A 24678-nucleotide genomic window follows, 5' to 3' on the forward strand; every position below is an offset into this window, starting at 1 on the left:
CTCAGAAGGGTGGCAGGTCGCCGAGCACCGCTTCCGGTTCGCGGTGGTAGGTCTTCCCTGCCGGACTGCGGAAGCAGAACCTGCCGGACTTGGGCTGGGACACTTCCCAAGCGGTGCGGTGCTTGACCCGGTGATGCCTGCGGCAGAACGCGCCGAGGTTGGCCGCCGACGTGGATCCCAGCGGGAACGGGACCGTGTGGTCGAGGTCGGTGTGCTGGGCCTGGCGGGTGCACCCCGGGAACCGGCACGTGCGATCACGAGTCCACACGAACCTGCGCAGCGCGGCGGGCGGACGATAGGTGGACGTGCCGAACTCCAGGGCCTCACCGGTCGCCGGATCGATGAGCAGACGACGCCAGGTGGAGTCCCCGGCCAGCTCACGAGCCAGGTCGGCGGTGATCGGGCCGTACCCGGCGAGTTCACCGGGCTGCTCGGACACGCCCATCAACGTGGCCGCGGACACCGCGACGTACAGCTCCACCTTGACCGCACTGGACTTGTCCGGCGTCGCCAGAATCAGGTCGGCCACCACATCAGCACGCACCTGGTCGAGGGTGCGCGGATCGGTCGGGGTCTTGGTCTGGCGGGCGATGGCGTCGACGCGGGCGTAGCAGGCGGTAGCGAGGTGCGCGGGCAGATAAGCCCAGAACCGGGCCATGTCCTCTTCCATGGCATCGATCCCGGTGCACCGCTGCTTCTTGCGCTCCTCGGCCCGTTCCTTGTGCCCTTCCGGGTCCACCCGCATCACGACCCGGCTGGTGAGCTGCCGCATCTGCGCACCGGTCTGCCCCGGAGCCTTGGCCAGCACCCGCTCCTCCACCTCGGCCGCGAGATCAGCGGACAACGGCCCGGTCTTGTCATGCATGACACGAGCCTTGTAGAGGTCGATCTCGCCCTTCTCCAACGCGTCCAGCGTCCGAGGCAACTTCGACACAAGGTCAAGCGCCAAGGCGATCTGATCGCTGGTCCACCGCGACGTCCACCGCATCGCCGCCGCGATCTCGGCGTCGAAGAACTCCTCGCCTTCACACGCGATCGCATAGTCGGCGAGCACGCGCAACGACTGCGCCTGATGATAGGCGATTTCCCTCTCGTGATAAGCCAGGGCATCGAGAACCTCGACCGCTTCCATACCTCAATTCTATTCTTGATCAAAAACCAAAATGACCAAATCCAGCCACTCAATAGGGTGAAACCCCAGCTCAGACATGCCGCCGTATAGCCCGTGCGTCGTTTTTCTCTCTACGACACGCAACCACTAGCAACCACGCACGCCCCCGGAACCCAAACAACGCAAATGGACCACGCCCCGCAACCACCCAACCAACGCAACCACAGAAATCCGTTCCGGCACACGCCCGACGAAGGAGGGCATGTGCCGGGTCGCCGCCAGGCGTGCCCGAAACCCAAGCCGAAACCTACGACCGCCGAAAAATCGTGATCGAATGCCCAACCGAGTCGATCGACGTACTGGACGCAATCAACGCCTTCAACCGGTCATCAGCCTTGGCGATAGCAGTGTCAGACACGACAAGCAGCCCACGCACCTGCTCCGGCGGCACCACCCGAGGATCCCCAGCACGAATGCCGTAGTACTCCGGCACCCCGGCCCCTTTGTAGATGAGCCAGGTCCGCTCACTGGGATAGCGCTTCAACCGCTCGGCCAGACGCCCCAGATCCTGCCCCCAGTCAACGTTCGAGTCGTGCAGACGCAGATGCGTCTGAGCCGAACCGCCGAACGCCTCGTTCGAATACGGCAGGTAGTACGGAAAGGCCGCCAACGAACTGACCGCAGCCACAGCGACGGCGACAACGGCCCACCGACGACGAGCCGCGACCACAGCGGCCGCAGCGACCGCCAGGAACATCGGCACGAAGATCGCGTACCGGACCCCGAGGTCACGGTTGCCGGTCATCGCCGCCGCCAGCAACACGGCCGCGGGAGCAAGAACGTACGGCGCCGCCCGCAGCTTCGCCATGGCGAGGATTCCGGCGAACCACAGCACGAGCGCGCCCAGCGGCGTCTTCACGAGCAGCGCGGCGGGCAGGTAGTACCAGCGCGACCCTTCGTAGTGCTCACCGAACAGATAGCCGCCCCACACCCGGTTCTCGAAGCCGAACTGGAGGCGCAGGCCGTCCAGATACGGCCCAGGAAACGACGCCAGCGGATCCACGACGAGGTACGACGCCCACACCACGGCGACCGCGATCAGCGACGTGATGGCGACACCGCGCATCCGGTGCGTGCGAAAGACCAGGAACAGCAGCAACGGAACGACGGCGAGGGTGTTCATCTTGGTGGCCAGCGCCGCGCCGAGGGCGAGTCCGGCGAACGGCAGGAAGACGGGGTCGCGGCGGGCACGCCACAGCAGCCAGGCCGACGTCAGCACGAACCCGGCGGCCGGAACGTCCAGCGTGGCAAGCGATCCGTGCGCGATCAGGTCCGGCGAGAACGTGTACAGCGCGAGCGCGACCAGTCCGCCGGTGTCGCCGGTCAGGTCGCGGGCGAACAGGAACACGACGAGCCCGAACAGCAGCGTCAGCACGATCATCGGCAATCTGGCCAGCCACAACAGGTGCCCGGGATCGTTGCCGGACTCGTAGAGCACGTGCCTGCCGAGTTCGGTCTGGTCGCCCCGGAACCCAGGCGCCAGCCGCAGATCCGCGAACGCCAGCCCGGTGGCCATGATCAGCTTGCCCAGCGGCGGATGCTCAGGGTTGTACCGGAGGCTGTGTTCCTCCAGGTACACCGCCGCCGCACCCACGTAGACCGGCTCGTCGATGGTCGGGCTCTGCTGCAGCGCCGTCGTGCCCATCGCGATCGCCATCTGGGCCAGCAACACGGCGGCGACCAGCGCGAACAGCCACCGGCGGTGCGCAACCGGTGGCTGTTCGCCGGCACGCACCCCGACGGTGCGAGGTAGCTGGATCGTGGCGAGCGACAACCGCGGGTCCTTCCAGGTTCGCGAACAAGCCCGACACTCCGGAAACGGGGTGCCCGCCGATTTGGTTGTCACACCTGACTCGGCAGACCGCGGTCCGCTGACCGGAAAATCCGTTTCGGGGTGCCCGACGCCTGGGGCTAGCCTGCGGGAATGCCGATCGAGGACGTGGACAGGATCGCCGCCGACACCGGTTTTTCCGGCGTGGTCTCGATCGACCGCGCCGGAGAGGTCGAGTTCGCGAAGGCCTACGGGCTCGCCAACCGCGCCTACCGCGTGCCGAACACGCTGGACACCAGGTTCGGCACCGCCAGCGGCAGCAAGGGCTTCACGGCACTGGCCGTGCTCTCACTGGTGCGAGAAGGCTTGCTGGGCCTGGACACCACGGCCCGCTCACTGCTCGGCGACGACCTGCCGCTGATCGCCGACGACGTCACGGTCGAGCACCTGCTCTCGCACACGTCCGGCATCGGCGACTACCTCGACGAGGAAGGCGACTGGGAGGCCAACGACTACATGGTCGGCGCGGTGCACCTGCTGACCACGACCGAGGCCTTCCTGCCGCTGATGGCAGGGCTTCCCGCCAAGTTCAAGGCCGGCGAACGGTTCGGCTACTGCAACGGCGGGTTCGTGGTGCTCGCGCTGCTGGCGGAACGGGCGAGCGGCATCGGTTACCACGAACTGGTTCGCGAACGGGTGCTCCGCCCGGCCGCGATGACCAGGACCGAGTTCCTGCGCGCCGACGAACTACCCGCCGACGCCGCTGTCGGATACCTGGACGGGATGGACCGCTCGAACATCTTCCACCTGCCGGTCCTGGCGACCGGTGACGGCGGTATCCACACGACCGCCGCCGACATGTCCGCGTTCTGGCGGGCGCTCTTCGCCGGCGACATCGTGGCCGACGTCGACGAGATCGTGCGGCCGCGCCACGACGTGCCCGAGGAGTCACTGCGTTACGGGCTCGGTTTCTGGCTGCACGAAACCGACGACACGGTGATCCTCGCCGGATACGACGCCGGGGTGTCGTTCAAGTCCACTCACGACCGTCACACCAGCACCACCCGCACCGTCCTTTCCAACACCGCGCCCGGCGCCTGGCCGATTGCCCGCACGATCATGTGACACCACTGTTCTGAACGAGTGACGGATGCGAACATGTGTTCGTGAGCACTCCGATCCTGCACGCCGACCTGGACGCGTTCTACGCGGCCGTCGAGCAGCGGGACGACCCGAAGCTGCGCGGCCGCCCGGTGATCGTGGGCACCGGCGTGGTGCTGGCCGCGAGCTACGAGGCCAAGGCGTACGGGGTGCGGACCGCGATGGGTGGGGCGCGGGCACGCAGGCTCTGTCCACACGCGATCGTCGTGCCACCGCGGATGTCGGCTTACTGCGCCGCGAGCAAGGCGGTGTTCGAGGTGTTCCGCGACACGACACCGCTGGTCGAGGGCATCTCGATCGACGAGGCGTTCCTGGACGTCGGTGGCCTGCACCGGATCGTGGGGCCGCCGGAACTGATCGCCGCACGCCTGCGGGCGACCGTGCTGGAGCAGGTCGGGCTACCGATCACGGTCGGCGTCGCGCGGACCAAGTTCCTCGCCAAGGTCGCCAGCGGGGTCGCGAAGCCGGACGGCCTGCTGGTCGTGCCGGCGGACCAGGAACTCGAGTTCCTGCACCCGTTGCCCGTCGAACGGCTGTGGGGCGTCGGCGAGGTCATCGCCGCCAGGCTGCACAGCCTGGGCATCCGGACGGTCGGCGAGGTCGCCGGGTTCGACGAGACCGGGCTCGTGTCGCTCATCGGCAGGGCGGCGGGCCGGCAGCTGCACGCGTTGGCGCACAACCACGATCCGCGTCCGGTCCAAACAGGACAGCGGCGCCGCTCGATCGGTTCGCAACGGGCGTTGGGCCGCCGGGAACGCACGCAGGACGACCTCGAAGCCATCCTCGCCTCGCTCATCGACGGCATCTCACGGCGTCTGCGCACGGGCCACCGCGCGTGCCGGACGGTCATCCTCCGCCTGCGGTTCGCCGACTTCACGCGAGCGACCCGCTCGCACACGCTCAAGGACCCGACGACGGAGACCGAGGTGCTGCTGTCCGCGGCGAGACAGCTGCTCGGCACGGCGATGCCCATGATCAGGAACCGCGGCATCACCCTGCTGGGCATCTCCCTCACCAACCTCCAGAACGACACGCCGATGCAGCTGGTGTTGCCGTTCGAGGAGGCCAAACCCGCCGCTCTGGACGCCGCCCTGGACGTCCTGCGGGACCGGTTCGGCAGTTCGTCGGTGACGCGGGCGGCGCTGTTGGGCCGCGATCCTGGAATTTCGGTACCACTGCTGCCGGACTGACCCCATACGCTCTCGGATCATGCGACTGCACGTTCACCAATGGGGGCAGGGACCGCGCGTGGTGCTGGTGCACGGCGGCGTGCTCGGCGGCCGGGAGACGTGGCGGGCACAGCGCCCGCTCACCGAACGGTGGACGCTGCTCGCGCCGGACCGGCCGGGCCACGGCCAGTCGCCGCCCGCCCGGCAGGACTTCGAACGGGAAGCCGCGCTCGTCGCCGACCAGCTGCTCGACCAGCCGAGCCACCTCGTCGGCCACTCCTACGGCGGCATCGTCTCGATGTACGCGGCGGCGGCGCGGCCGGCGAACGTGCTGTCGCTGACCATCGTCGAACCACCGTCCACCGCCGTCGCACGGGGTGTCCCTGCCGTGGACGAGTACGCCGCCCAGATCAGCGCCCTGCTCGGTTCCGGCCTGGACCCCGTCGAGGGGTTGCGGCGGTTCTTCGTCATCGCGGGTGTGCCGGTCGAGGTGCCCGACGAGCCGCACCCGACGTTGGTCAAGGGCATGCGGCAGCTGCTGGGCGCGCGGTCGCCGGACGAGGCCGAACCGCCGCTGCCCGCGTTGCGCGAAGCCGGTTTCCCGATCCTCGTGGTGTCCGGCGGGCACAGCGAGGCCCAGGAGACCATCTGCGACACGATCGCCCGCGAGACAAGTGCCTCGCGGGCGATCTGCCGCGGGCGCGATCACCTGGTGCCAGAAGCACCGGGGTTCAACGCCGCGCTGGAGCGGTTCCTACTCCAGTGACTCGAGTGGACAGTCAGAGCCTGCCTGCTCCATCGGCGGCCAGCGCCGGCAGGTTCGCCAGGCCGAGCATCGCCAGCAGCTCACGGCAGTCGCCCACGTCGTGGGACCGTTCCGCGACTCGCCTGGCGGCCTGACGCTGCTGGTGGACCCCGGCCGTCTCGGCGTCCAGCCTCGCCTGCGCGAAGTCGGCCGCCGCACGGCGTGGCTGATCGAACCGAGAAGAGGGTGACGCCTGGTGTTCCGGCTGCAAGCCGGCACTCCTGTCCCCGGCCGGAAACACCGGACCGGACGGGATCGGGGACCGCATCGGCTGATTGCCGTCAGCTGGTACCCCAACATGCCCAGAGTAGCGCAAAGGCCACCGGCGAGTGCCAGGCGCACCGCGTACTGTCGCCACATGCCAGAAGACCAGGGCGGACCCGCGCTCGAACCGACACTGTCCGAGTGGCTCAAGGCACGTGAGGAAACGGCGCGTCATCTGACGGCGGGCGCCGGACAGACGGTCGACGAGGAGTGGGTGCAGCGGCTCGCCGACCTGCTCGCGACCGAGCGGTCATGGCAGGACCAGTACACGGCGCTGGTGGCGCTCGGCAGTGCGGACGGCCGGTTCCCCTCGTCGAACCGCTGAGGCCGATTCACCGCTCCTTTACACCCGATGGCCGCTTGTAAACTGAAACGTGTTCTAGTTAGTCTACCGGCATGATCGCCACAGTGGTGTGGGGCACCGGAAACGTCGGCCGTGCCGCGATTCGCGCCGTCGAGGCCCATCCGGGACTGAAACTGACGGCCGTGGTGGTCCACAACCCCGAGAAGGCCGGCCGGGACGCCGGTGATCTCGCCGGGCTGGACCACGAACTCGGGGTCGCGGCCACCACGGACATCGATGCGGCGCTGGCCGCGAGCCCACGCGCCGTCGTCTACGCCGCGTCCGGCGACATCCGCCCAGACGACGCGCTCGCCGACATCACCAGGGCGATCAGGGCGGGCGCGGTCGTCGTCACGCCCTCGCTGTACGCGCTCTACGACCACCGCAGCGCGCCGCCGGAGTTACGAGAACCGGTTCTAGCCGCCATCAAGGAGGGGGGCGGGTCGCTGTTCGTCTCGGGCGTCGACCCCGGCTGGGGCAACGACGTGCTGCCGTTGATGATCAGCGGGCTGGGCAGCCGGATCGACGCGGTGCGCTGCCAGGAGATCTTCGACTACTCCACCTACGACCAGCCCGACGCGGTGCGGTGGCTGATCGGGTTCGGGCAGCCGCTCGACTACCAGGCGCCGATGCTCATGGCGACGGTGCCGACCATGGTGTGGGGCGGGCAGATCCGGCTGATGGCGAGGGCGCTGGGTGTCGAGATCGACGAGATCCGCGAGACCGTGGACCGGCGCGCGCTCGACGAGACCGTGACGACCAGGACCATGGGCGAGTTCGAGGCGGGCACGCAGGGCGCGATCCGGTTCGAGGTGCAGGGCATCGTCGGTGGCGAACCGCTCATCGTCATCGAGCACGTCACGCGCATCCACGCGTCGTGCGCGACGGACTGGCCGATGCCGCCGTCGGGCGACGGCGCACACAAGGTGATCATCGAGGGACGCCCGCGCATCGAGGTGTCGGTCGAGGCGGTCGACGAGGGCGAGAACCGTTCCGCTGGCGGCAACGCGACTGCGGTCGGCCGCATCGTGAACGCCATCGACTGGCTGGCCGAGGCGGAACCCGGCCTCTACGACGCTCTGGACGTCCCGTTGCGGCCGGTGCCAGGCAAGCTCGGAAGGAGCCCGCGATGAACATCGACATCCCCGAGGGCAAGGACCCCATCGGGTACGTGTGGGGCGAGCTGGTGCCGGGCATCGGCATCGCCGCGGCGAACCTCTCGCTGGCCGTGTACCAGCACACCACGCTGGGGCTGCGCGAGTTCGAGGCCGCCCGCCTGCGGATCGCGCAGATCAACGGCTGCATGTTCTGCCTCGACTGGCGGACCGAACGCGACGGCGTGAAGGTCGAGGACGACTTCATCGACGCGGTGACCCAGTGGCGCACCACCGACGCCTTCGACGACCGCGCGCGGCTGGCCGCGGAGTACGCCGAGCGGTACGCACTGGATCACCACGGCCTCGACGAGGAGTTCTGGTCCCGCATGGCCGAGCACTACAGCCAGGTGGAGATCGTGGAACTGACGATGAGCATCGGGGCGTGGCTCGTGTTCGGCAGGTTGAACCGGGTGTTCGGCCTCGACGCGATGTGCGTGCTGCCGAAGTTCTGACTTCGGTCCACACTGGACTGTCGTCAGAGGTCGGTCGCGATGATCTTCTCGATGTTCCGCTCGGCCAGCGCCGTGATCGTGACGAACGGGTTCACCACGGTGCTGCCGGGAATCAGCGACCCGTCGATCACGTACAGGCCGGGATAGCCGTGCAGGCGCCCGTAGTTGTCGGTGGCCTTGTTCAGGACCGCGCCACCGAGCGGGTGGTACGTGAGGTGGTCGCCCCAGACCTTGTACACGCCGAAGAAGTCGGTCCGGTAGATCGTCCCCTCCTTGGCGTTGATCTTGTCGAAGATGCTCTTCGCCGCGTTGATCGACACCTCTTTCCACGCGGTCTGCCAGTTGAGGTCGACCTTGCCCGCGGCGGCGTTCCAGGAGAACTGGCCGCGGTTCGGGGTCTTGGTGATCGACAGGTAGAACGACGCGTAGGTCTCGATGCCGGTCGGCAGCGGCGCCACCTCGGCGAACGCGCCGCCGGCCGCCCAGTTGTCGATGCCGAGCGTGGGGATGGACGACTGGAGCGCGCCCGTCGGGTCCCACATGTGGTTGGCGCGGCCGCACATGACGTTGCCGTTGTCGCCCCAGCCCCTGCCGACCTCACCGTTCAGGTTGGGCAGCGCGCCGGTGGCCTTGAGCTTGACCAGGAGCTTGCTGGTGCCGACGCTGCCCGCCGCGAAGAACACCCTGGCGGCCGTGACCTGTTTGGTGGCGATCGGGTCGCCGGTGGTGTTGAGCTGCTCGATGGTGACGCTGTACCCACCCGACGCCGGCACGACCGACACGACCCGGTGCAGCGGCGAGATGGTGACGCGGCCGGTGGCCCGGACCTTGCTGAGATAGGTCTTCTGCAACGACTTCTTGCCGTAGTTGTTGCCGTACAGGATCTCCCCGATCAGCGCGGACTTCGGGACGGTCCCGGCCGCCTCCTGCTCCATGTAGTTCCAGTCGTACACGGTCGGCACGAACACGTACGGGAAGTTCGACCGCTGCGCGTGCTTCCGGCCGACCCGCGCGTACTGGTAGGCGTCGGTCGTCTCGAACCACTCCGGGCGGATCAGGCCGACCCCGAGCTCCGCGTTGGCGCGCGGGTAGTAGGTGTTGTACATCTCGTCGGCGTTCACCATCGGGAGCACGTCGCCGAAGTACTCGCGCTTCGGCGTGACCGCCATGCCACCGTTGACGAGCGAGCCGCCGCCGACGCCGCGCCCCTGGTAGACGGTGATGCCGGCGAACTCCTCGGCGTCCAGAACGCCGGTGTAGCGCGGGATCGCCTTGTCGATCGGGAAGCCCAGGAAGTTGCTCAGCGGCTGTTTCGTCTTGGTGCGCAGCCAGAACGACCGCTGGTCCGGCGTCGTCGTGTTGGCGAAGATCTTGCCGTCCGCGCCGGGCGTGTCCCAGGCCATCCCCATCTCGACCATGTGGACGTCGACGCCGGCCTGGGCGAGCCGCAGGGCCGCCACGCTGCCGCCGTAGCCCGTGCCGATCACCAGGGCGGGGATCACGGCGGCGTCCGCGATCGACGTGGACGCTCGTGCCGCTGGAGCGAGACCACCGAGTGCCACGGCACCAAGAATAGAACCTGTTCCAGCAAGAAACGTGCGGCGCGAAGGACCCTCGAAACCGTTGTCACACGTCATTGTGTGGGTCATGTGATCTTCCTCACTGTGAGCGCATGAGAACAAGTTATACCTGGGCTTGTGGGACAAGTCACTACCTGGTAGTTCCGGTTCGTTCAGGGAGTCGGCACTGGTAGCGGACTTGAAGTCCCGGTCGTTGGACCGGGAAGGCGCCATCAGATGGCGGATCGTCCGATGAGGACGCGGCGGAGGCTCAGAGCTCCATGGTGTCGGCGTCGCAGATGGCCCGCTGGTACTCGCGAGCCGCGATGGTCGCCGGGTGGGCCACGCCCAGAACCTTGACGAAACGGTCCACGGTCCGCGCGTGCAGCGACTCCGCCTCGGCGTCCGCACCGTCCTGCCGCAGGTCGAGCGAGAGGTTCAGCTCGATCGCCAACGTCGTCGGGTGCTCCTCACCCAGCACTCTCGCCGACCGCCGCACCAGGTCCTCGTTCAGCACCCTGGACTGCACCAGAGCGCGGAGCACCGCCAGATCGCTCGCGAGGTTGGCTGCCGCCACCAGGGCGAACGGGTGGTCGCTGCCGAGCGCTTCACACAGGCCGCGCTCCGCGAGCTCGTCAAGGTCACGCGCACGCCGCAGGTCGCCCCGCGACCGCCGCACCGAAGCCAGGTTCGTGGCCGCGAGCAGCGTGTACGGGTGGCCGTCCCCGCGGATCTCCCGGAACAGGCGGTAGCCGGCCGAGGCGGCCTCCAGTGCTCTTCGCAGGTCGCCGGTGTGCCGGAGGTCGACGGACAGGCTCGACAGCGAGATCGCCGTGTCGACGTGCCGGTCGCCGTACCGGTGGCGGTACCAGGCGGCGCAGTCGTGGGACAGTTCCAGCGCACCCGCGTGGTCGCCGAGCCTGCGCAACGTCACCGCGAGGTTCCGGGCCGCGCCGATCGTGTGCGGGTGGTCCGGTCCCAGCTCTTCTCGCTGGCGGGACAACGTCTCCTGTTGCAACCGACGCGCGTCCTCGTGGTCACCGCACTCGCGGAGATCAACGGCGAGCGCGTTCCGCGCGCGGTAGGTCGAGGGGTGTTCCCCCAGCACGATTTCGCGGCGGCGCAGGTTCTCCGCGTCGAGTTCTCGAGCCTTGACGAATTCCCCCATCAGCCGCTGGCAGCTCGCGAGGTCGTGTGCGCACGAGAGCGTGGTGAGATCGTCCTGTCCGAAGAGCTCAAGCGACCTGTCGTAGAGGTTTTGCCGCAGTTCCAGCTCCTCCGCGAACTTCCCCTGCGTGCGCCGGTCGGCCGCGACGGTGCCGAGCACGGTCAGCCACATCTCGTGGTCTTCCCCCACCGCCTCGCGAACCCGTTCCAGATTCTTCTCGTTGACGACCACGGCTTCTTCGACCCTGCCCAGCCTCCGCAGGGCGATGGCGAACAGCCGTGTCATCTCGATCGTCTCGACGCTGCTCTCACCGAGGTGCTGACGCAACACGTGCACAGCGTCCTGCGAAAGGTCCAGCGCACCGCCGTGGTCTCCACTGGCGAGCAGGTAGCGGACGAGGTTGCTGATCGAAAGACGCACGTCGAAGTCCTCGCACCACCACCCTCGCGATGCCAGCGCGTGCGGTAGCACGTCGGAATAGGACGACCAGTTCACCGGGTTCTCGGGGTCGTTCGGATCCGCGCGGGCCAGCAGCACGTGCGCCGCGTGCCGGAACCGGTCCTGTTCCTCCGCGTCCAGCCGGCTCCTCAGCACCGCCTGCAGCAACCGGTGCAGCTGCAGGGTGTCGTTCCCGTGATCGATCTTGGCGAGGCCGTACCTGTTGATCGCGCGCATCGCCCTGGCGAGCTTCATCGGATCCCGCAACGGCGCCAGCTCGTCGGGCAAAGAAGCGCCGCGCACCCCGATGAACCAGCTCCGAAAGATCGGCTCGGGGCCGAGGAACGCACAGACCTGGAGCAGTCGCAACGCCTCGGGGTGCTCCTGCTTCAGCCTCACCAACGAGACGTTCCACGCGGCCGCGACGGGGACCTCGTAGTCGTTCGACGAGGCCCCGAGCAACTCCATGCGATGCTGGTTGAACAGCTCCAGGTACTCGGCGACCGGCATGAGGGTCTGCGCCCGCCACGCGGCCGCCTGCTCGACCGCGAGCGGCAGATCGCCGAGCGCCTCCGCGAGCCGGTCGGCGTCTTCCTCCGAAATCCCCACGTCTCTGCGCCGCAACAGCTCGACGCTCTCCGCACGGGTGAAGAGATCCACCTCGATCGGCCGCGCGACGCCGGCCCAGTCCGGATTGCGCGAGGTGACCACGATGTGCCCGTTGCCCACGGGGAAGAACGGCCGGACGAACTCGGGCCGGTCCGCGTTGTCGAAGACCAGGATCCAGTGGGGCAAGGGAGTCCCGGTGCGCAACGCCTCCAGCACGGCGGGAACCGCGATGTCCGCCGACCCCGCGGGCAGGCCCAGTCTCCTGGCCAGCTCCACCAAGCTCGCGGTGATCTGGGACGGGTGCTCGGAACGGATCCACCAGACGACGTCGTACTCGGCGGCGTGTCGGTAGATGTACTCGACGACGGTCTGCGACTTCCCTATGCCCCCCATGCCGTGCAGTGCTTCCGGTACGACAGCGGTCACGCCCGGCTCGCTCAGCCGCTCACGCAGACGCCGCAGGACGTCCGCACGACCGACGAAGTCGGGGTTGCGGAACGGAACCGATCCCCAGACCGACGGCTGGCCGGTCGTCTCGCGGCGCCGGCCCACCGAAGCCCACACCGGATACAGGTCATGCTCCCCGATCGGGGGTTCGGCAGCCGCGGACGTCATCGCGTGCGCCACCTCCCCCATGATCGCGTCTGACTCGTACGAGGCAGGTCGCATTTCCTCCCGTGCTCGCGCCAGCCGAAGCGCGCGAGGCGCATAGGGGCCGGACAGCGCTCGCAGGACGGCTGTCCGCACTCGCAGGTGAGGACGGTTCTCGTCGGTCGGTTCGGGGGCTGGTACGGCCGTGCTCAGCAGTTCCTCGCGCACGCCTTCGTAGAAGTCGTAGGTGATCGTGGGTGCGTCCCCCTCGACCCGGCCGGCGGGAGGGACCTGCTTGAGCAGGCCGCCCACCATCACCTCGGCGAGCGCCGACGGACTGGAACCCGGCAGCAACCTCCGCTGCACCAGCGTCATGAGCGGCAGGCTCAGCGGTTCCGCGGCGAGCAGGTCGGCGAGCAGGCCGGCGAGCGAGAAGGCCTCCACCGACGCGTGCGAGCGGAACCGCAGCACGCGGTCGCGGGCCGACAGAAGTGCCGCGGGCTCGTTCGGGATCGCCGGCGTGGTTTCGCCGTCGGCCGGCGACACCAGCGTTGCCGTCGTCTCGATCCAGCCGCCGTCGTCCGAGGTGAGGAGCTTCGCCCAGCCGGCCATCCAGTCCGGCGACAGGCCGAGCACCGGAACGGGGACGGCGTTCTTCAGCTCCTCCGCAGCGATGTCCGCGTCGGGCTGGACGGCCTTGACCCGCAGATGCCGGTTCGCCGCACCGGATCTCCGCGCGGACAGCCGCACCCGGCGGGTCGTCAGCGCGCTCCAGTGCCACAGCCGGTGGGGGAGGACCTGGACCACGGCAACCGGCATGGTCCGGCCCCACCTGGCCAGGAGCCCCGCGGCCGCACCGTTGCGCCACGCCGGGCCGACCGTGTCGGTGAGCACCAGCACCATGCGGCCACCGGCCGGTTCGACGAGGTGGGACCACTGCCACGTCTTGTCCGTCCCGCCGACCTGCAGCAGCAGGTCCTCCGGCGAGTCCTTGGAGCAGTCGAGCCGGTAGTGCCGCACGTCTCGGAACGCGCCCTGACGCTGGAGCAGCCTGAGGAACTCCCGCGCGGTCCCGCGCCAGATGTCCATCGAGGACCCGACGTCGGTGACCAGCGCGACGTCGAACCGGCGCCACGGCGCGGGTTTCCACTCCGGCACCCACAGCCCGTCCTGGGCGGCGCGGACGGCCGTGCCCTCTTCGTCGAGAACCGTGCGCCACGGGGACGGTGTCGTGCGCATGAACGGCCGCAACGCGCGCGCGATCCCCCGCGCATCGGGCAGCGCGGCATGGGCCGGCCACCCGAGCGGGACGACGTCGGATCCCTCGCCGAGTGCGACGATCCTGGTGAGGCCCGGCGGTTCCGGCTCCGGTTCCTGCTCTGCGGGCACTTCCTGCCCGGCGTCGGTCCGGTCCTTCCCGGCATCGGTCTCCAGCGCCTCCACGGGCGGCGTCGGCGCGGTGGGCTCCGCCGCCTCCACGCCGTCCGCGTCAGGACGGAGTTTTCCGCTGAGCCACAGGACGTCGCGCAGCTCGCGGTAGGTCAGGTCGGCGGTGCCGATGCCCTCGTCCAGGCGGGGTTCGCTCATTCAACCTCCGCCGACAACGGGTGCCAGATCGCGGTCAGCAGGTCGTTCCACTCGGCGTCCGGCTGGTACGCGCCGGAGGTCGCGAGCTGCGTCGCGAGGTGCACCGCGTTGAGGAGCTGGTCGGACGCCAGCCCTCCGAGCTGCCCGCTGCGCTCCAGGAAGTCCGCGATCAGTCGCGCCAGGTCGATGCCGTCCGCCTCGCCGAAGTGCGCCGCGACCATGCTCCCGAGCTGGTCGAAGTCCGGCGGATCGACGTGCAGCTTCAGGCACCGGCGCAGGAACGCGGGTGGGAACTCCCGTTCGCCGTTGCTGGTGATGATCACGATCGGGAACTCGCGGCAGCGCACCACGCCGTCCCGCACGACCGCGGAACCGCCGCGGTCGGCCGTCAGCACGCGCATCTCGGGCTGCCTGGCGGCGAACCGGACGAGTTCGGGGATGTCGTACTCCCCTTCCTCGAAGACGTTGAGCAGGTCGTTCGGCAGGTCGATGTCGCCCTTGTCCAGCTCGTCGATCAGCAGCACCCGCGGGAGTTCGTACGGCAGCAACGCGGTACCGAGCGGTCCCAGGCGGATGTAGTCGCCGAGGTCCGAGTCGGCGGCGAGCTCGGGCGAACGGTCAGCCGCGGCCTGCACCCGCCCGATCGCGTCGTAGAGGTACAGGCCGTCCTTGAGCGCCGTCCGGCTCGTGACGGGCCAGCGCAGCACCGGTCCCAGGCCCAGCTCCCGGGAGATCAGGTAGGCCAGCGACGACTTGCCGGTCCCGGGATCGCCGGTCACCAGCAGCGGGCGGCGCAGGTAGATCGCCGCGTTCACCATCGCCACCTCGCGGGGATGGGGAGTTCGCCTGATGGCCCGCAGGGCGCCGACGCGGCGATCTCCCTCACCCCCGTCGTCGGCTGGCCGGAAGACCTCACCGGACCCGGTGAACTTGCGCCACGGCGGAGGTTCCGGGACCTCGGCCAACGGTGCGGAGGCGACCTGGCCCGTGCCCTGGTAGACCTGCCACCCGGTGTTCGCGTTCACGCCACCGACACCCTTTCCGGATCTTCCAGCGGAACGTCGAACGTTACCGAGACGCGGCGCGCCGGTCGGTCGACAGCCGCACTGCTTCAGCCGAATGGCGCACCTGGCGGCCAGGATCTTGAGGGCACCCGAATGGAGATCCATGCTGGGTCGCATGACCAAGGTGACCTGCGACCTCTCGATCTCGCTCGACGGCTGCGCGGCCGGGCTGGACCAGACCGAGGACCGCCCGTTCGGTGACGACGGTGGTGACGGCTGGGGCAGCGAGCTGCACGCGTGGATGGACGACCCCGCGGAGTTCCAGTGGCAGATGGACATGCTCGGCCAGACCAAGGCGTTCATCATGGGGCGCAACATGTTCGGGCCGGTGCGCGGTGACTGGGACCGGCCGTGGAACGGGTGGTGGGGCGACAATCCGCCGTATCACGGGCCCGTCTTCGTGCTGACCCACCATCCGCGCGATCCGCAGCCGATGGAGGGCGGCACGACGTTCCACTTCGTCACCGACGGCATCGAGGCCGCGTTCAAGCTCGCGCGAGAGGCGGCCGGCGACGGCAACATCTCCATCCACGGCGGGGCCTCCACCATCAACCAGTACCTCGCGGCGGGGCTGATCGACGAGCTGCGGCTGCGGATCGTGCCGATCACGCTCGGCGCCGGCACGCGGTTGTTCGACGGCGTTCCCGGGCTGAAGCTGGAGCAGGTCGAGTCGCGGGCGGGCAGCTCCTTCACGCACGTGACGTATCGCGTGGTGCGCCGAACGGCGTCTTGATCGCTCCACATCGCCGGGCCAAGGTGAGAGGTGTTCACGTCCCTGAACACCTCGGAAGCCGACGGCGTCAGACGAGGAGCACGGATGCGGAAACGCGCGACGATCGTCCCCCTAGTGGCACTGCTCAGCCTGGTTCTGCCCGCCCCCGCGACCGCTCAACCGAGCAACACGGTCGTGTCCGGGCAGGCCAGGTTCCAGATCCTCTCCCCCACCCTCGTGCGAAGTGAGTTCGCGGGTGATCGAGTCTTTGAGAACGCCTCCACTTACAACGTTGTAAATCGAGCGGGTCTCCCCCGCACGCCCTACAGCTCCAGAGTCGAGAACGGCTGGCTGGTCATCACCACCTCGGCGATGACCTTGCGCTACCGCGTCGGGTCAGGACCGTTCCGGGCGGACAACCTCGAGCTCAGAACGGCCGGTACGACCGCGTCCCCGTGGCGGCGGGTGGTCTGTGCGACCGGGCAGCTGTGCGAGGCCGAAGATCAGCAACGGGAGGCCGTGCTGGTCGCGGCCGACCATCCCGGGTACACCGGCGCGGGGTTCGTCGCCGGGTTCTCCTACGCCAACAACGGGATCACGGCGACCGTGCGCGCAACGAGTGCGGGCCGGCACCGGGTCGTCGTGAAGTACGCGAACGGGGTCGGCGGCGACGGCAAGCACGAGAACCGCACGCTCGGTCTCAGCGTCGACGGGCAGGCGGTCAGGCAGATCACGTTGCCGGCGACCGCGGACTGGAACGACTGGAGGCAGGTCGAGGCCGAGGTCGACCTGTCCGCCGGTGAGCACCGCGTCTCGCTGACCCGGCGGGCCGCCGATTCGGGCAATGTCAACGTTGACAGCCTGGCGCTGCTCACGTCCGGCCAGCCGTATCCGGGTGATCGGGCGGTCGACGACTGCCGGTTCGGCACCAGCTGCGAGGCGGAGAACGGCGCGCTCACCGGTCCGGCCAAGATCGCCGACGAACACGCGGGGTTCGCCGGGACCGGGTTCGTCGCCGAGCTGGTCGGCGGCACGCGGTTGCGCCAGCCCGTGAGCGGGGTTCCGTCGGCGGGCACCTATCCGGTGGTTTTGCGCTATGCCAACGGGGTCGGCGGCGACGGCAAGCACGAGCCGCGGACCGTCCTGATCAACGGGCAGCCGATCACGGTGCCGGCGACGGCGAACTGGGCCACGTGGGCCACCACGACCGCGCAGATCCCGTTGCCCGCGGGCACTTCCTCGCTGGACGTCACGTGTCCGGCCACCGGGTGCCACGTCAACCTCGACACCATCGGGATCAACAACCCGGTGCAGCACCTGGCACTCGGCGGCTACCGGCGCTCGTTGGACGGCTACACCGGCACCAGCGGCGATCCCCGGCTCACTCCCGGCCTGATGTACCGCGACGGTTGGTACCTGTTGGACGACACGGGTTCCGCGTACGCCAACGGCACGCCGCGGCCGGATCGTGGTGCGCAGCCGTACCAGGACGGGTACGTGTTCGGCTACGGCCAGAACCACAAGGCGGCACTGGGTGACCTGGCGACGCTGACCGGTGGGCCGAAGTTGTTGCCGCGCTGGGCTTACGGGGTCTGGTACTCGGAGTACATCGACCGGACGGCCGCCGACTACCGCGACCGGATCCTGCCCGCGTTCCGTCAGCACGGAGTGCCGCTGGACGTGCTGGTGGTCGACACCGACTTCAAGGCGCGCAACACGTGGAACGGCTGGCAGATGGACCAGTCGAAGTTCCCCGACCCGCAGGGGTTCCTGGACTGGGTGCACCGCGAGGGCATGCACAGCACGCTCAACATCCATCCGAGCATCCAGGGCACCGACCCGGACTTCGCGCGAGCGCAGGCGACCGCGAAGGGCAAGCTGGCCAAGGGATCCTGTGCCGACTGCTACGTGTTCGACTGGGCCGACCCGGACCAGTTGCGCGCGTACGTCGAGCTGCACCAGAAGATGCCGACCGACTTCTGGTGGCTCGACTGGTGTTGTGACGGCTCGGGTTCGTCGCTGCGCGGGGTCACGCCGGACACGTGGATCAACGAGCAGTACGCCAAGATGGGCGCGTTCGCGTTCTCGCGCGGGTTCGGCTCGTTGCAGGCGGGCGGCTACAGCGGTTCCGGACCGCTGCAGACCGGGCCGTGGGCGGAGAAGCGCACCACGCTGCACTTCACCGGCGACACCTCGTCGACGTGGGGCGCGCTGAAGGGGACCATCGGGTACACCTCGGCGGAGGGCGTGGCGACCGGGATGTCCTCGATCAGCCACGACATCGGCGGGCACAACGACACCACGGGCATTCGCGGATCGGAGACCTACCTCGACAACGGCCAGGTCCGCTACACCACCAAGTTGCCGGACGACCTGTACGCGCGGTGGGTGCAGCTGGGCGCGTTCCAGCCGATCACGCGCCTGCACAGCAACCACAGCGACCGGATGCCGTGGCAGTACGGGCCGGCCGCGCAGGCCTCGGCGACGAAGTTCCTGAACCTGCGCGAACGTCTGGTGCCCTACATCTACACGTTGGCGGAGCAGGCGAACCGCACCGGCGTGCCGATGGTACGGCCCGCGTACCTGGAATACCCGGCCTCGCCCGAGGCCTATTCCACTGTGGACACTCAGTTCCTGCTCGGGCCGGACATGCTGGTCGCGCCGATCACCACGCCCGGCGACGTCGGTTCGACGCGGGTGTGGTTCCCGCCCGGTCAGTGGACCGACTACTTCACCGGGCAGGTCTACCAGGGCAACAGCTGGGCGACCGTCAGCGCGGGCCTGGACACCATGCCGGTGTTCCTGCGCTCCGGCGGAATCCTGGTGGAGCGCACCGACAACGTGACCAACGACGCGCAGCACGCCGCAGATGACCTGACCGTGCACGTCACGGCCGGCGCGAAGGGTGAGTTCACGCTGTACGAGGACGGCCGGCGTACCCGGATCGTCCAGTCCGGCGACATCGCGTTCGTGTGGTCGTCCGGCAAGGTGTCCACACGGGACTGGAAGTTCGTCGTGCACAAGGCGGACGGGTCCAGCCACGTCGTGGAGGCGAACGGGCGGGCGTTGGTCAGTCTTCGGGCACCCAGGTGAGCAGCCGCACCTTCGCGACGGTGCGGACGTGCTTGCGCATGGCGGCGGCGGCCTTCTTCTGGTCGCCCGCCGCGATGGCCTCGTAGATCGCAGTGTGCTGCGCCAGCGAACGGGACGGGCGTCCCGGCTGGCGCAGCGACTCGGTGCGGCTCTCGGTGATCTGGCCGGCGATCGTCTTCATGAAGTCGGCGAGCAGTGAGCTGTGCGCGGCGGCGGTGACAGCGGCGTGGAAGCGACGGTCGCCTTCCACGCCGTTGGCGCCCTCGGCGATCTCGTCGCGCATGAAGTCCAGGGCGTGGCGGATGTCCTCCAGCTCGGCGTCGGTGCGGCGTTCGGCGGCGAGTTCGGCGAGCTTGGTCTCGAGTGCCTCGCGGGCCTCCAGCACCTCGGGAAGGCGCTTGCGGCGTTCGACGAGCTGCTCGACCGGTTCGACGTCGAGGGTGTCGCGGACGAGGTAGGTGCCGCCGCCGTGCCGAGCCTCGACCAGGCCCTGGACCTCCAGGACCACGATCGCCTGCTTCACCGACGCCCGGCTCACGCCGAGGCTCGCGGCCAGGTCGCGTTCGGCGGGGAGCTTGTCGCCCGCCTTCAGGCCCGCTTCGCCGACGTACGCGCGCAGGCGTTCGAGCACCTGCTCGTACAGGCGGGACTTCACCATCGGCCGCAGTGCCTCGGACATGCGACCAGAATAACCGGTCAAGTGGCTCAGCCACTAGGCCACCTCTTGACAGCTGGTGGACGCAGGGCGGAAAGTGGCTCAGCCACTTGGCCACTGTGCCAGCTACTAGGACAGCCCCAACGACGGGAGCCCCTGATGTCCGCCGAACTGATCTCGATACTCGTGCTGGTCGTGGTGTTCGTGATCGCCACGACCAGGTCGATCAACATGGGTGCGCTCGCGTTCGCCGCCGCCTTCGGGGTCGGCACGCTGGTCGCGGACATGAAGACCGACGACATCTTCAAGGGCTTCCCCGGCTCGTTGTTCGTCGTACTGGTCGGGGTGACGTTCCTGTTCGCCATCGCGCGCGCCAACGGCACCACGGACTGGTTGGTGCACATGGCGATCCGGCTGGTGGGCGGGCGGATCGCGTTGATGCCGTGGGTGATGTTCGCGATCACCGGTGTGCTGACGGCGATCGGCGCGGTGAGCCCGGCCGCGGTCGCCATCGTGGCGCCGATCGCGATGGGGTTCGCCGCGAAGTACAAGATCAGCCCGCTGCTGATGGGCGTGATGGTCGTGCACGGCGCGCAGGCGGGCGGGTTCTCCCCCATCAGCATCTACGGCACGATCGTCAACGGCATCGTGGCCAAGGAAGGCCTGCCGGGCAACGAGATCGTGCTGTTCCTGGCCAGTCTCGTGGTGAACCTGCTGATCGCCGCCGTGGTGTTCGTGGTGCTGGGCGGCATGAAGCTGGCGCGGCAGCCGGTCCAGATCCTGGTGCACGCGGGCGGCGGTGGCGACGCGGTGGACGAAGCCGAAGAACCGGTAACGCTGACCACGCCGCGCATCGCCACGCTGGCCGGGCTGGTCGCGTTGGTGGTGGCCGCGCTGGTGTTCGACCTCGACGTCGGCCTCGCCGCGATCACCGTGGCCGTGCTGCTGAGCGTGGTGTGGCCGGAGACGAGCAAACAGGCGATCACCCAGATCACCTGGCCGACCGTGCTGCTGATCTGCGGCATCCTCACCTACGTCGCGGTGTTGCAGACGATGGGCACGATCAAGTGGGCCGGCGACTCGGTCGCGGGCGTCGGTGCGCCGCTGCTCGCCGCGTTGCTGATCTGCTACATCGGCGCGATCGTGTCCGCGTTCGCCTCGTCGGTCGGCATCATGGGCGCGCTCATCCCGCTGGCCGTGCCGTTCCTGTTGCGGGGTGACGTCAGCGCGGTCGGGCTGATCGCGGCGCTCGCGGTGTCGGCGACCGTGGTCGACGTGAGTCCGTTCTCCACCAACGGCGCGCTGGTGCTGGCCGGTGCGCAGGACGTCGACCGCGACAAGTTCTTCAAGCAGCTCATGGTCTACGGCGGGATCATGGTCGCGGCAGCGCCGCCGCTGGTCTGGCTCGCCCTCGTCGTCCCCGGAATCTGGTGACTCATGTTCGTTCTGTCCTCTGACCGCGTCGCGCTGCGCTTCGGCGACCGCGAGCTGACCCACGCGTCGCTGGCCTCCTGCGCGGGAGCCCTGGCCGCTCAGCTGGCCGGGCTGCCCAGGGTCGCGATCTGGGCCACCCCGACCATCGAGACGTGCGTCGCCGTGGTCGCCGCGCTGCTCGCCGGGGTGCCCGCCGTCCCGCTCAACCCGAAGGTCGGCTCGCGCGAACTCGCGCACATCGTGGCGGACAGCGCGCCCGCCTGCGTGCTCGCCGCTCCTGGTGAGCAAGTGCCCGCGGGCCTGCGGTCCGTGCCACGGCGGGACGTCACGCTCGACGGCAGCACCTTCGAACCGTTCGCGATGCCTGACGACGACGCTCCGGCGCTGATCGTCTACACCTCGGGCACCACCGGTTCGCCCAAGGGGGTCGTGCTGCCGCGCCGGGCTCTGGTGTCCACTTTGGACGCGGTCGCCGAGGCATGGCAGTGGACCTCCGACGACGTGCTGGTGCACGCGCTGCCGTTGTTCCACGTGCACGGGCTGATCCTCGGCGTGCTCGGCCCGTTGCGACGCGGCGGAACCCTGTGGCACCTGGGCAAGTTCTCGACCGTGGAGTTGGCGCGTGCACTGGACGGCGAGGCCACGATGATGTTCGGCGTGCCGACGATGTACCACCGCATCGCGGAGGAGGTCGGTTCGGACGCCGGTCTCAGCGCGGCTTTGGGCAAGGCCCGGCTGCTGGTGTCGGGTTCGGCGGCGTTGCCCGTGCGCGACCACGAACGAATCGCCGCGGCCACCGGACAGCGCGTGGTCGAGCGGTACGGCATGACCGAAACGCTGATGAACACCAGCGTGCGCGCGGACGGCGAACGCCGCCCCGGCGCGGTCGGCCTGCCGTTGCCGGGCGTCTCGGTCCGTCTGGTCGACGACCACGGCGGCGTGCTGGACGAAACCGGTGCGGTGGGCGAGATCCAGGTGCGCGGCCCGAACCTGTTCACCGAGTACCTGAACCGCCCCGACGCCACCGCGGAGGCGTTCGCGGACGGCTGGTTCCGCACCGGCGACGTCGGCACCCGCGACCCGGACGGCTACTACCGCATCGTCGGCCGCAAGGCGACGGACATCATCAAGAGCGGCGGCTACAAGATCGGCGCGGGCGAGATCGAGAACGCCCTGCTGGAACACCCCGCCGTGGCCGAGGTGGCGGTGACCGGCGAACCCGACGACGACCTGGGCGAGCGCATCATCGCCTGGGTCGTGCCGACCGGCGAGGTGCCCGCCCAGGAACTGGTGGACCACGTCGCCCGGCTGCTCACCCCGCACAAGCGGCCTCGCGTGGTGCGGTTCGTGGAGTCGTTGCCGCGCAACGACATGGGCAAGGTGATGAAACGTGCCCTCGGGACGTGAGCCGGCCCGCGCGGTGATCGCGCTGGTGGCGTCGGCGTTCACGGAGCTGCCGGACGATCTCGGTCCGGCAGAGGGCGATGGTCCACTCGGGTGGCCTGGTTATGACCTCGCTGTGGCGCAAGCGACCGAACGGACTGGCGAACGGGAGTCCGTCGTCTGCGGTGTCGCGGACATCGGCGGCGTCACGGCGGTCGTGGTGGCGTTCGAGTTCGGCTTCCTCGGCGGTTCGCTCGGAACCCGCACAGGCACCCGCATCGAGCAGGCGTTCACGCGCGCCCGCGAGCTGCGCGTGCCGGTGGTGTCCCTGGTCGCGACCGGCGGCAGCCGCATGCAGGAGGGCACGCTCGCTCTCCTGCAACTGCAACGCATCGCGCGCCAGCTAGCGCTGACCCGCGAGGCCGGCCTGCCCCACCTCGCGGTGCTTCGCGACCCCACGACCGGCGGCGGCTGGGCGACGCTCGGCGCGGGTGCGGATGTCGTGCTGGGGCTGGCGGGCGCCCAGGTCGGGTTCGCCGGCTCACGGGTACGGCCGCCGGGATACTCGGTCACACAACAGTTCGCGGCCGGCCTGGTCGACCAGCTGGTGCCGCCGGACGAGCTGCGCGGCCGGCTGGAACGGTGGCTGAAGCTGCTGACCACAACGGCGGACGACGCACCGGTGCCCCAGGCGATGGGCGCGACGACGTTGCCGGAAACGGGCTGGGACGCGGTGTTGCGCGCCCGTGCCCCGAGCCGTCCGCGCGCGGAGCAGTACCTCGCCGCCTACTTCGACTGGCACGAACCGATCAGCGGAGATCGCGCGGGCGGCGTCGACGCGGAGGTGTTGTGCGGCTTCGGGCACCGGGACGGCGTGACGATCGCCTATGCCGCGCAGCGCGGCACGGCCACGCGGCCCGCCGGGTTCCGCACGGCGGCCCGCCTCCTGAAGCTGGCGGACCGGCTGGGCATTCCGGTGCTGACGCTGGTGGACACGCCCGGCGCGGCCAACGACGAGGCCGCTGAGAAGGCGGGGGTCGGGGCGGCCATCGCGGACATGTTCACCGCGGTCGCCGCCGCGCGTGTGCCGGTCACGACGCTGCTGATCGGTGAGGGCGGCTCTGGTGGCGCGCTCGCGTTCGCCGCGCCGGACCGGATGTGGGTGACGCCGGACAGCTACTTCGCGGTGATCTCACCCGAGCTGGCGGCGGCGATCCTGAAGCGGGACCCGGCGCGGACGCGGGAGACGGCGGAGGAGCTGCGGTTGCGTCCGCAGGACCTGGTCGAGCTCGGGATCGCGGTGGGCGTCGCCGAGCTGCCGTCGGGCTCGAGCGCGCTCAGGCAGCCCGCGGAACGGTGAACACCCGCAGGAAGGTGTCGAGCAGCTTCTTGCGGCCGCTCAGATCCACCAGCCCGTCCCGGACCGCGCTCATGATCCCGCGATAGGACGCCAGCTCGTCATCGGCGAAGCACGCGGTGATGGTCAGGTCGGGCTTGACCGGTGCGGGGCCGAGTCCGGTCGTCAGTGCGCCTTCGGTGATCACGGCGTGCATCACGAAGTCGCGGACGTGGATCTCCCAGCACGCCGTCAGCCCGGCTGCCTGCTCCGGCTGGAACCTGGCGCGCAGGCTCAGCACCAGCCCTTCCGGCGAGACGACGTCACCCGGTTGCGGCTCCCCGAGCTGGGTCGAGCCCCAGCGGGCGAGAGCGAGCAGGGCCGGTTCCAGATCACGGCCGACCGCGGTCAGCGCGTAGACGACACCGCGCTGCGGCGCCGGGGCCACCTGGCGTTCCACGATGCCGGCCTGTTCGAGCTCCTTGAGCCGGGTGGCCAGCACGTTCGTCGGGATCCCCGCCAGGCCGGTCTGCAGCTCCGTGTAGCGACGCGGCCGCACGACGAGGTTGCGCACGATCAGCAACGCCCACCGCTCGCCCACGAGCTCCAACGCTCGGGCGAGGCCGCAGTACTGACCGAAGTCACGTCGCTTCACGCACTCAGCGTAGCAAGCTTGTCTATCCAGAGCCAACGGCGTAATCGGAAGCACACTTGCAAAAACGAAGTGAACACGTTTACCGTCGTTGACCACACCCC

19 protein-coding genes are annotated in these 24678 nt (G+C 69.2%); 11 read left to right on the forward strand and 8 right to left on the reverse strand.

Annotation, left to right across the window (positions count from 1 at the left end):
* Position 1: 1 nt before the first annotated feature.
* Complete coding sequence (locus tag B0F77_RS07235) at positions 2-1132, reverse strand: HNH endonuclease signature motif containing protein (protein WP_086661990.1); 1131 nt, start codon at positions 1130-1132, stop codon at positions 2-4.
* Positions 1133-1418: 286 nt separating this feature from the next.
* Positions 1419-2945 carry an ArnT family glycosyltransferase gene (locus tag B0F77_RS07240; protein WP_245847870.1) on the reverse strand — a complete coding sequence of 509 codons (1527 nt, stop codon included), beginning with the start codon at positions 2943-2945 and terminating at the stop codon, positions 1419-1421.
* 150 nt (positions 2946-3095) lie between these two features.
* Between B0F77_RS07240 and B0F77_RS07245 the strand changes: the two genes are divergently transcribed.
* From B0F77_RS07245 to B0F77_RS07255, 3 genes are read left to right on the forward strand one after another with little or no spacing between them, the layout of a single operon-like run.
* Positions 3096-4067, forward strand: a complete 972-nt coding sequence (locus B0F77_RS07245) for a serine hydrolase domain-containing protein (RefSeq protein WP_086661991.1) — start codon at positions 3096-3098, stop codon at positions 4065-4067.
* Positions 4068-4102: 35 nt separating this feature from the next.
* Entirely contained in the window at positions 4103-5293 is a 1191-nt protein-coding gene (gene dinB / locus B0F77_RS07250) for a DNA polymerase IV (protein ID WP_086661992.1), read from the forward strand.
* A 19-nt stretch (positions 5294-5312) separates the two neighbouring features.
* The gene (locus B0F77_RS07255) at positions 5313-6038 is read left to right on the forward strand and encodes an alpha/beta fold hydrolase (RefSeq protein ID WP_086661993.1); all 726 of its coding nucleotides are present in this window, start codon (positions 5313-5315) and stop codon (positions 6036-6038) included.
* Positions 6039-6051: 13 nt separating this feature from the next.
* Here the strand turns inward: B0F77_RS07255 and B0F77_RS07260 are convergent, their stop codons facing one another.
* Positions 6052-6288, reverse strand: coding sequence for a hypothetical protein (locus B0F77_RS07260; protein WP_143466609.1), 237 nt, complete (start codon positions 6286-6288; stop codon positions 6052-6054).
* 147 nt (positions 6289-6435) lie between these two features.
* Here B0F77_RS07260 and B0F77_RS07265 point away from each other — a divergent pair, with 147 nt between their 5' ends.
* The 3 genes from B0F77_RS07265 to B0F77_RS07275 all read left to right on the forward strand — a co-directional run bounded on the left by B0F77_RS07265 (position 6436) and on the right by B0F77_RS07275 (position 8293).
* Positions 6436-6666: a hypothetical protein gene (locus B0F77_RS07265; protein ID WP_086661995.1), complete on the forward strand. Its 231-nt coding sequence runs from the start codon at positions 6436-6438 to the stop codon at positions 6664-6666.
* A 71-nt stretch (positions 6667-6737) separates the two neighbouring features.
* Positions 6738-7817 carry an NAD(P)H-dependent amine dehydrogenase family protein gene (locus tag B0F77_RS07270; protein ID WP_086661996.1) on the forward strand — a complete coding sequence of 360 codons (1080 nt, stop codon included), beginning with the start codon at positions 6738-6740 and terminating at the stop codon, positions 7815-7817.
* The gene (locus B0F77_RS07275) at positions 7814-8293 is read left to right on the forward strand and encodes a carboxymuconolactone decarboxylase family protein (protein WP_086661997.1); all 480 of its coding nucleotides are present in this window, start codon (positions 7814-7816) and stop codon (positions 8291-8293) included. Before B0F77_RS07270 ends, B0F77_RS07275 begins: the two co-directional genes overlap by 4 nt.
* Positions 8294-8316: 23 nt before the next feature.
* Here the strand turns inward: B0F77_RS07275 and B0F77_RS07280 are convergent, their stop codons facing one another.
* The 3 genes from B0F77_RS07280 to B0F77_RS07290 form a co-directional block, all read right to left on the reverse strand.
* The gene (locus tag B0F77_RS07280) at positions 8317-9855 is read right to left on the reverse strand and encodes a GMC oxidoreductase (protein WP_483868445.1); all 1539 of its coding nucleotides are present in this window, start codon (positions 9853-9855) and stop codon (positions 8317-8319) included.
* 268 nt (positions 9856-10123) lie between these two features.
* Positions 10124-14245: an FxSxx-COOH system tetratricopeptide repeat protein gene (fxsT, locus tag B0F77_RS07285; RefSeq protein WP_086661999.1), complete on the reverse strand. Its 4122-nt coding sequence runs from the start codon at positions 14243-14245 to the stop codon at positions 10124-10126.
* Positions 14242-15270 (reverse strand): AAA family ATPase, encoded by a 1029-nt coding sequence (locus B0F77_RS07290; protein WP_245847871.1) that lies wholly within the window; start codon positions 15268-15270, stop codon positions 14242-14244. The genes fxsT and B0F77_RS07290 overlap by 4 nt, the downstream gene beginning before the upstream one ends.
* Before the next feature lie 154 nt (positions 15271-15424).
* On the opposite strand from B0F77_RS07290, the gene B0F77_RS07295 reads away from it, so the two are divergent.
* Together B0F77_RS07295 and B0F77_RS07300 are read left to right on the forward strand one after the other, a co-directional pair.
* Positions 15425-16042: a dihydrofolate reductase family protein gene (locus B0F77_RS07295; RefSeq protein WP_086662108.1), complete on the forward strand. Its 618-nt coding sequence runs from the start codon at positions 15425-15427 to the stop codon at positions 16040-16042.
* Between the two features lie 84 nt (positions 16043-16126).
* Positions 16127-19114 carry a TIM-barrel domain-containing protein gene (locus B0F77_RS07300; RefSeq protein ID WP_086662109.1) on the forward strand — a complete coding sequence of 996 codons (2988 nt, stop codon included), beginning with the start codon at positions 16127-16129 and terminating at the stop codon, positions 19112-19114.
* Here B0F77_RS07300 and B0F77_RS07305 read toward each other — a convergent pair.
* On the reverse strand, positions 19092-19793 hold the full coding sequence (locus B0F77_RS07305; protein WP_086662001.1) for a FadR/GntR family transcriptional regulator: 702 nt from the start codon (positions 19791-19793) through the stop codon (positions 19092-19094). The two genes, B0F77_RS07300 and B0F77_RS07305, sit on opposite strands and share 23 nt — an antisense overlap.
* A gap of 135 nt (positions 19794-19928) precedes the next feature.
* Here B0F77_RS07305 and B0F77_RS07310 point away from each other — a divergent pair, with 135 nt between their 5' ends.
* From B0F77_RS07310 to B0F77_RS07320, 3 genes are read left to right on the forward strand one after another with little or no spacing between them, the layout of a single operon-like run.
* Positions 19929-21203 (forward strand): SLC13 family permease, encoded by a 1275-nt coding sequence (locus B0F77_RS07310; protein WP_086662002.1) that lies wholly within the window; start codon positions 19929-19931, stop codon positions 21201-21203.
* A 3-nt stretch (positions 21204-21206) separates the two neighbouring features.
* The gene (locus B0F77_RS07315; protein WP_086662003.1) at positions 21207-22610 is read left to right on the forward strand and encodes an acyl-CoA synthetase; all 1404 of its coding nucleotides are present in this window, start codon (positions 21207-21209) and stop codon (positions 22608-22610) included.
* A complete protein-coding gene (locus B0F77_RS07320) occupies positions 22594-23946 on the forward strand; it encodes a carboxyl transferase domain-containing protein (RefSeq protein WP_086662004.1) in 1353 nt (450 codons plus the stop codon). The genes B0F77_RS07315 and B0F77_RS07320 overlap by 17 nt, the downstream gene beginning before the upstream one ends.
* Here the strand turns inward: B0F77_RS07320 and B0F77_RS07325 are convergent.
* Positions 23924-24577, reverse strand: a complete 654-nt coding sequence (locus tag B0F77_RS07325; protein ID WP_086662005.1) for a winged helix-turn-helix transcriptional regulator — start codon at positions 24575-24577, stop codon at positions 23924-23926. The two genes, B0F77_RS07320 and B0F77_RS07325, sit on opposite strands and share 23 nt — an antisense overlap.
* Positions 24578-24678 lie beyond the last annotated feature (101 nt).

The sequence above is a fragment of the Lentzea kentuckyensis genome, from assembly GCF_002150765.1.
Classification (GTDB): domain Bacteria; phylum Actinomycetota; class Actinomycetes; order Mycobacteriales; family Pseudonocardiaceae; genus Lentzea; species Lentzea kentuckyensis.

Excerpts from the sequence above, each read along its gene's own strand:
- B0F77_RS07315 (WP_086662003.1), top strand. The coding sequence starts at position 21,207 with ATGTTCGTTCTGTCCTCTGACCGCGTCGCGCTGCGCTTCGGCGACCGC.
- B0F77_RS07255 (WP_086661993.1), top strand. The coding sequence starts at position 5,313 with ATGCGACTGCACGTTCACCAATGGGGGCAGGGACCGCGCGTGGTGCTG.
- B0F77_RS07300 (WP_086662109.1), top strand. The coding sequence starts at position 16,127 with ATGCGGAAACGCGCGACGATCGTCCCCCTAGTGGCACTGCTCAGCCTG.
- B0F77_RS07270 (WP_086661996.1), top strand. The coding sequence starts at position 6,738 with ATGATCGCCACAGTGGTGTGGGGCACCGGAAACGTCGGCCGTGCCGCG.
- B0F77_RS07275 (WP_086661997.1), top strand. The coding sequence starts at position 7,814 with ATGAACATCGACATCCCCGAGGGCAAGGACCCCATCGGGTACGTGTGG.
- B0F77_RS07305 (WP_086662001.1), bottom strand. The coding sequence starts at position 19,793 with ATGTCCGAGGCACTGCGGCCGATGGTGAAGTCCCGCCTGTACGAGCAG.
- B0F77_RS07295 (WP_086662108.1), top strand. The coding sequence starts at position 15,425 with ATGACCAAGGTGACCTGCGACCTCTCGATCTCGCTCGACGGCTGCGCG.
- B0F77_RS07245 (WP_086661991.1), top strand. The coding sequence starts at position 3,096 with ATGCCGATCGAGGACGTGGACAGGATCGCCGCCGACACCGGTTTTTCC.
- fxsT (WP_086661999.1), bottom strand. The coding sequence starts at position 14,245 with ATGAGCGAACCCCGCCTGGACGAGGGCATCGGCACCGCCGACCTGACC.
- B0F77_RS07265 (WP_086661995.1), top strand. The coding sequence starts at position 6,436 with ATGCCAGAAGACCAGGGCGGACCCGCGCTCGAACCGACACTGTCCGAG.
- B0F77_RS07310 (WP_086662002.1), top strand. The coding sequence starts at position 19,929 with ATGTCCGCCGAACTGATCTCGATACTCGTGCTGGTCGTGGTGTTCGTG.
- B0F77_RS07235 (WP_086661990.1), bottom strand. The coding sequence starts at position 1,132 with ATGGAAGCGGTCGAGGTTCTCGATGCCCTGGCTTATCACGAGAGGGAA.